The following is a 5,515-nucleotide window of genomic DNA, read 5'->3' as shown; positions in this document are numbered from 1 at the left end:
CACAGCTGTACCGCGGTGCCGTTGGCCGAGCTGGCGCCGGCGACGTCGACGCACTTGCCGCCGAATCCGGTGATCGGCCCGCTGGAGGCGGCCGAGGCGGCCGTCATGCCGACGGCGGTCACGCCGAGGACGGTGGCGACCGTCGCGGCGATGGCGAACCCGACGCGGCGGCGCGGCCGGCGTCGGGCGATGGTTGAGGGTGTCACGTGCGGGTCCCTTTCTGGGCGGCGCCCGCACCGGACCGTGTGATCGGGTGTGGTCCCGTGTCGGGCGGGAGCAGTCCCCTGCCGAGCGCGTGAGGTGACGACAGGGGCAAGATCTGTCAAGGCGGTTAACAGATCCACCGGAGGCTATGTCGACATCCGGGGCAAGTCAATATAAGACTTGAATTAAGGTGCTGAGCTGCGGTTTTGCGCTCGAGCAACCAGGTGCTTACGCGCGATGGAGACCGCTGCCACGTTGCGGGTGAGGGCAGCTCGCGGAGTTGAGGTATGGATTGCATTGGCAACCGCTTGCCGAAATACACGGGGACTTGATCGAGAGGCGAGATGAGCACCTACCGAGCCGCACAGGTGACCGAGCCCAATGGCACGTTCGAACTCGTCGAACGGCAGCTGCCGGAGCCGGGTTTCGGCCACGTCAGGATCGCCGTGGAGGCATGCGGCGTCTGCCACTCGGACGCGGCCTTCGTGAGTGCTGGCCTACCAGGCGTGTCGTTCCCGGAAGTGCCCGGGCATGAGATCGCCGGGCGCATCGAGGCGCTGGGCGACGGCGTTCAGGAGCGCGGATGGCAGGAAGGCGATCCGGTCGCGGTCGGCTGGTTCGGCGGCAGTTGCGGGCACTGCAAGCCGTGCCGCCAGGGCGACTTCATCGTCTGCCGGAACCTGAAGGTTCCGGGATGGACCTATGACGGTGGATTCGCCGAGAAGGTGATCGCGCCCGTCGACGCCTTGGCCCGCATCCCCGGCACAGTCTCGGCGATCGACGCGGGACCCATGGCCTGTGCCGGCGTGACCGTCTTCAACGGGCTGCGGCGCAGCTCCGCCCGGCCGGGGGACCTGGTCGCCGTGCTCGGCCTCGGCGGGCTGGGGCACCTCGGGGTCCAGTACGCGGTCGCGATGGGCTTCGAGACCGTGGCCATCGCGCGCGGCCCCGAGAAGGCCGCCTTCGCCAAGCAACTGGGCGCCCACCACTACATCGACAGCACCTCCGGCGCCTCGGTCGCGCAGGCCCTGCAATCCCTCGGCGGCGCCAACGCCGTCCTGGCCACCGCCGGCAACTCCGAAGCCATCACCGCCACCGTCGACGGCCTCGCCCCGCGTGGGGAACTCGTGGCCATCGGAGCGGACACCGCACCGCTCGGTATCAGTCCGGCCCAACTGCTCATGAACGCCCTCATCGTCCGAGGCCACCCGTCCGGCACCGCGCAAGACGTGGAGGACACCATGGCCTTCAGCGCCCTGCACGGCATCCGTCCCATCACGGAGACCGTACCGCTGGACCGCGCGAACGAGGCCTACCAGAAGATGCTTGCCGGCAAAGCCCGCTTCCGGATGGTGCTCACAGTCGGCTCCTGATCCGGGCGTTGCGTCCGGACGCTGCGGGCAGTCCGGGCCTCTGAAAACGGAATAGACCGGTTATATCGGTACAGCCGGTGGGCGGTGCCGGCTCAGTGGCCGCTACCTTGAGCGCAGTAGGGCCATTGACTACTTGACCATCCCCGCTACGGTGTGCGGCACAAGCCTGCACAGGGGAAGGCCACCGAAGATGAGGCCGAGATGGCCCTGCTAACTGCGCCCGCACATGGCTCCCCGCCGGTCCGGCGCGGCGAGGTCAATCGCGTCACCGCCAGGATCCGCAGCACGCCGGGGCGACTGGTGATCGTCATGCTGGTGTTGCTCCTCGCCGGCCTCCTGGCCGGCACCGCATGGGTGACCGGCTCGTCACAGCGTGCGTCCGCCGCCGGTGGCGCGCGGACCGGCAGCAGCCAGCTCGCCGTGCAGGCGCAGGAGCTCTACCGTGCGCTGTCGGACGCGGACGCCACTGCGGCGATCGCGTTTCTGTCCAGCGGCGTCGAGCCCGCCGACCTGCGCAACCGCTACCAGTCGGACGTCTCAGCCGCGACCGCTGCGCTCGCCGCCGTGGCCAACGGGGGCGCCAGCGACAAGGCGGCGATCCAGCAGATCTCCGCGCAGCTGCCGGTCTACACCGGCTTGGTCGAGACGGCCCGCAGCTACAACCGGCAGGGCTACCCGGTCGGGTCGGCCTACCTGCGCGAGGCGTCGGGGCTGATGCGCGGGCAGCTGCTGCCGGCCGCCCAGCGGCTGTACGACCGCGAGACGACCGCTCTGAAGGCGGAGCGCGACGACGCCGCGTCCCTGCCGTGGCTGGCGCTGCTGCTCGGCATCGGCCTCGTCGTGGGGCTGATCCGGGCGCAGCAGCGATTGAGCCGGCAGACGCACCGGACCTTCAACGCCGGCCTGCTCGCCGCGACGCTCGTCGCCGTCGTCATGGTGCTGTGGAACGGCATCGGCTGGGCGGTGGTCGCCGCGCACATCGGCGCCGCCAACCGCGACGGCTCGCGGCAGGTGGAGCTGCTGGCCAAGGCGCGCATCGCCGCGCTGACCGCCCGCGGCGACGAGGCGCTGACCCTGGTGGCGCGCGGCAGCGGAGCCTCCTTCGAGCAGGACTATGTCGTACAACTCGGCGCGCTGGTCAGCGGCGACCACACATCCGGCCTGCTCGACCGGGCCAGGTCGGCCGCCACCGACCGCGCGGTGCGCGCGTCGGTCGACACCGCGATAACCGACGTCAATGCCTGGCTCGCGGTGCACAAGAAGCTGCGAGCGGCCGACGACGGCGGTGACTTCCCGGGTGCGGTGAAGCTCGCCATCGGCGGCGACCCCGACAGCGCCGCGACGATCTTCAACCGGCTCGACGGCGTGCTCGCCCAGGCGATCCGTGCGACAAGCGCGGTGTCGGACAAACGAGGCGCCCAGGCGGCCGGTGCGTTCGGCGGCCAGACCGGCGGCGGTGTCTTCCTGACCATCGTGCTGCTCGCCGCGATCGGCGTCGGCTACCAGCAGCGGATCGCGGAGTACCGATGATGACACCACGGATGCGGGTCACCCGAGCCCTGACCGGTGCGGTCCTGCTGTCCTTGCTCGGCGCCTGCGCCGGCGCCGGCGACACCGCCACGATGCCGCCGCCGACCTTCGCCCCGCCCCAGCCCGTCGGGGTCAAGAACCCGGCGGAGATGCCGAGCGCCGCCGCCGCCGCGCCGAACGGCTGCGACGTACGGCACTCCAGCCTGCGTCCGGGATCGGGCAACCCGGCGACCGGACCGGCCGTCTCGGCGATCAGGTCGCGGGGCCGGCTGGTAGTGGGCGTCGACCAGAACACCTACCTGTTCGGCTACCGCGACCCGGCCAGCGGGCAGATCGTCGGATTCGACGTCGACATTCTCCGCGAGGTCGCGCTCGACCTCTTCGGCGACCGCAACGCGATCCAGTTCGTCGCGCTCACCTCCTCGCAGCGGATCCCGGCGATCCGGAACAATCAGGTCGACCTTGTCGCCGAGACGATGACCATCACCTGCGAGCGGCTGCAGCAGGTCGACTTCTCCAGCGTGTACTTCGAGGCCGGCCAGCGGGTGCTCGTGCCCAAGGACTCCAGCGCGACGGGCATCGCCGACCTGGGCGGCGCGACGGTCTGCGCGGCCGACGGCAGCACCTCGATCCGCAACATCGCCACCGCGGCGTCCAAGCCGGTCCCGGTGTCGGTGCCGGACTGGACCGACTGCCTGGTGCTGTTGCAGCAGGGACAGGTCGCGGCCATCTCCACCGACGACACGATCCTGCAGGGCCTCGCCGCTCAGGACCCCAACGTGAAGCTGGTCGGTGACAAGTTCACCGACGAACCGTACGGCATCGCGGTCAACAAGAACGCCAACGACCTGCTGCGGTTCGTCAACCGCACCCTGGAGCGCATCCGTTCCGACGGCACATGGCAGGCGATCTACACCAAAGAGCTGCAGGCGGCCGCCCCGACCCCGCCGCCGGCCGGTTACCGGGACTGATGCGGGTGGACGTACCGCCGATCAGCCGCGAGGCGGCCGACCAGGTGCTCGCCGGTCTCGGCGCCGGCTACGACCGGATCGCCGCCGCGATGTACGCCCTCGACAGCAGCCCGGCGCTGGGCTTCCTGCGCGGCGGCGGCCTCACCGGGGCCACGGCGACCAGGTGGCAGACGCTGAGCAGCGAGGTCGACCTGCTATGGGCGCAGTTCACCGTGCTCAACGAGACGCTGGAGCAGGCGCGCACCATCCGCAACGCCAATCGGCCCGGCGATCCGCAGTGGACCGAGCTGGGCATCCTGCTCCAGGCGCCAGCCATCGGCCTCAACAGCGCCGGCATGCCGGCCGACGGCAGCTCGCCGCCGGCGACCTGGATCGGGCTGTGGGATCTGGCGCAGCAGCTCGAGCGGCGCTGCGCCGCGGCGACCGCGTTCCTCTCCGAGCTCGACGCGGCGTGGACGGCGGTGGCGAGCCGGCTGGGGCCGGTCGGCGAGGCGCTGGACGCCGCGACAGCCCTGGCCGTCGAGCTCGGCGTGCGCTCCGACGTGGAGCCGGCCGCCGCGCGCTTCGCCGACGCACACCAGGCGTTGCTCGCGGACCCGATCTCCGCGGCCCCCGGCGGCCGGTTCGCCGCCCAGGCCGACCGGACGCTGAGCGACGTCGCCGCCGCCGTCGACGTGGTGCGCCGGCGGCTCGCCGACATGGCGCGGCTGCGGGACTCCTATCCGCAGCGGGTCGCGGCGCTGCACCGCCTCGCCGACGAGGTGCTCGCCGCCGAGCGGGAGACCGCGGACACCTTCGCGCGGGTCACCGGGAAGATCCTCGCGCCCGGTCTGCCGGCCCCGCCCTCCTCCGGCGCCGCCCTGCACGCGACCGCCGAAGGGCTCGACCAGCTCGGCCGGGGCGCCGGCTGGGGCCGGCTCGCCGATGGCCTCGCCGAGGCCGAACAGGCTGCGGCGCGGGCCAAGCAGCGCGCGGCCGAGCTACGCGACAACGCCAACGGGCTGATCGCGCGCCGCGACGAGCTGCGCGGCCGGCTCGACGCCTACCGGGCGAAGGCCGCGAGCAAGGGGCTCGGCGAACACAGCGAACTCAGCGCCCGCTACGACGATGCGCACACGCTGCTGTTCACCGCGCCGTGCGACCTGCGGGGGGCCACCCGCGCGATGGTGGCGTACCAGCAGACCCTGAACACGCTGTTGGAGGAGCAGGCATGACGTGTACCAGGCCCGGATGCACCGGCACGTACGCGGCCGACGGCTACTGCGACGAGTGCGGCCACAAGCAGGCGGCCCGGACGAGCGGGGTCTCCGGCCAGCCGCCGGTCGCCCCGTCGCCCGCGACGCGGACCACGCCGGCCGGGTTCTCCGAGCCCGACCCCGCCCGCACCGCTGCCGCCCGGCCGGACCCCGCCCGCACCGCTGCCGCCCGGCCGGACCC

4 protein-coding genes and 2 pseudogenes are annotated in these 5,515 nt (G+C 72.1%); 5 read left to right on the top strand and 1 reads right to left on the bottom strand.

Features of this window, described 5'->3' with window-relative positions; translation table 11 throughout:
- Positions 1 to 206, bottom strand: a pseudogene (locus ABD352_RS06325) (glycoside hydrolase family protein); the annotation flags it as partial.
- A gap of 366 nt (positions 207 to 572) precedes the next feature.
- On the opposite strand from ABD352_RS06325, the gene ABD352_RS06320 reads away from it, so the two are divergent.
- The 5 genes and pseudogenes from ABD352_RS06320 to ABD352_RS06300 form a co-directional block, all read left to right on the top strand.
- Positions 573 to 1,577: an alcohol dehydrogenase catalytic domain-containing protein gene (locus ABD352_RS06320; protein WP_344611259.1), complete on the top strand. Its 1,005-nt coding sequence runs from the start codon at positions 573 to 575 to the stop codon at positions 1,575 to 1,577.
- 309 nt (positions 1,578 to 1,886) lie between these two features.
- Positions 1,887 to 3,107: a hypothetical protein gene (locus ABD352_RS06315; protein ID WP_344611258.1), complete on the top strand. Its 1,221-nt coding sequence runs from the start codon at positions 1,887 to 1,889 to the stop codon at positions 3,105 to 3,107.
- Positions 3,104 to 4,078, top strand: a complete 975-nt coding sequence (locus ABD352_RS06310) for a glutamate ABC transporter substrate-binding protein (RefSeq protein WP_344611257.1) — start codon at positions 3,104 to 3,106, stop codon at positions 4,076 to 4,078. The genes ABD352_RS06315 and ABD352_RS06310 overlap by 4 nt, the downstream gene beginning before the upstream one ends.
- Positions 4,078 to 5,292: a serine/threonine-protein kinase gene (locus tag ABD352_RS06305; RefSeq protein WP_344611256.1), complete on the top strand. Its 1,215-nt coding sequence runs from the start codon at positions 4,078 to 4,080 to the stop codon at positions 5,290 to 5,292. The genes ABD352_RS06310 and ABD352_RS06305 overlap by 1 nt, the downstream gene beginning before the upstream one ends.
- Positions 5,289 to 5,515: pseudogene (locus tag ABD352_RS06300) on the top strand (hypothetical protein); the annotation flags it as partial. The gene ABD352_RS06305 and the pseudogene ABD352_RS06300, both read left to right, overlap by 4 nt.

Origin of the sequence: Dactylosporangium salmoneum, assembly GCF_039532525.1 — a bacterium.
Classification (GTDB): Bacteria; Actinomycetota; Actinomycetes; order Mycobacteriales; family Micromonosporaceae; genus Dactylosporangium; species Dactylosporangium salmoneum.
This window is presented reverse-complemented; position numbering and strand designations above follow the sequence as displayed.